Annotated in this window: 1 protein-coding gene; it reads right to left on the bottom strand. The window is 57.8% G+C overall.

The window, feature by feature from the left end; genetic code table 11:
• On the bottom strand, positions 1-654 hold a 654-nt coding region (locus QHG98_09775), incomplete at both ends, for a thiamine pyrophosphate-dependent enzyme (GenBank protein MDH7597999.1).

Raw genomic sequence — 654 nt, 5'->3', positions numbered from 1 at the left:
ATGCGGAAGTCGAGGACAAACGGCCCGTCTGTTTCTATGGCAGCGCTGAGTGCGGCCCGGACATCAGAGGGGTCCTCGACTCTCATCCCATCGATCCCGTATGCGTTGGCAACCTTGACGAAGTCAACAGGTGGAAGCTCTGTGTAGGAGTAGCGGCGGTCATAGAAGAGCTCCTGCCACTGCCGGACCATCCCAAGGAACCGGTTGTTGAGAATGGCAACCTTGACGGGTATCCTGTAGTGTGAAACGGTCCCGAGTTCCTGGATGTTCATCTGGAAGCTCCCGTCTCCTGCGATATCGAAGACAACTTGGTCCGGGCGCGCGAAATGTGCCCCCATTGCAGCCGGAAAACCGTAACCCATCGTCCCGAGCCCTCCGGACGTGATCCAGGTCCGGGGTTTTTTGAAGCAGTAGTACTGGGCAGTCCACATCTGGTTCTGACCGACCTCGCTCACGATGATCCCCTCTCCCTTCAGGAGCGCCGAAAGTTCCTCGATGATGAACTGGGGCCGCAAGGACCCGTCTTTGGGGTAGCGCATCGGGTACTTCTCCTTCCATGCCCGGATACGTGCCAGCCATTTTTCGTAGTCCTTCTTCTTCTGGATGCGGGCGAGCATCTCCTTCAGGACGGACTTTGCATCTCCCACGATCGGG

Source organism: Methanothrix sp. (assembly GCA_029907715.1).
Lineage (GTDB): Archaea > Halobacteriota > Methanosarcinia > Methanotrichales > Methanotrichaceae > Methanothrix_B.
Note: the sequence above shows the minus strand (reverse complement) of the source record. Positions and strands in the feature narration are given on the sequence as shown.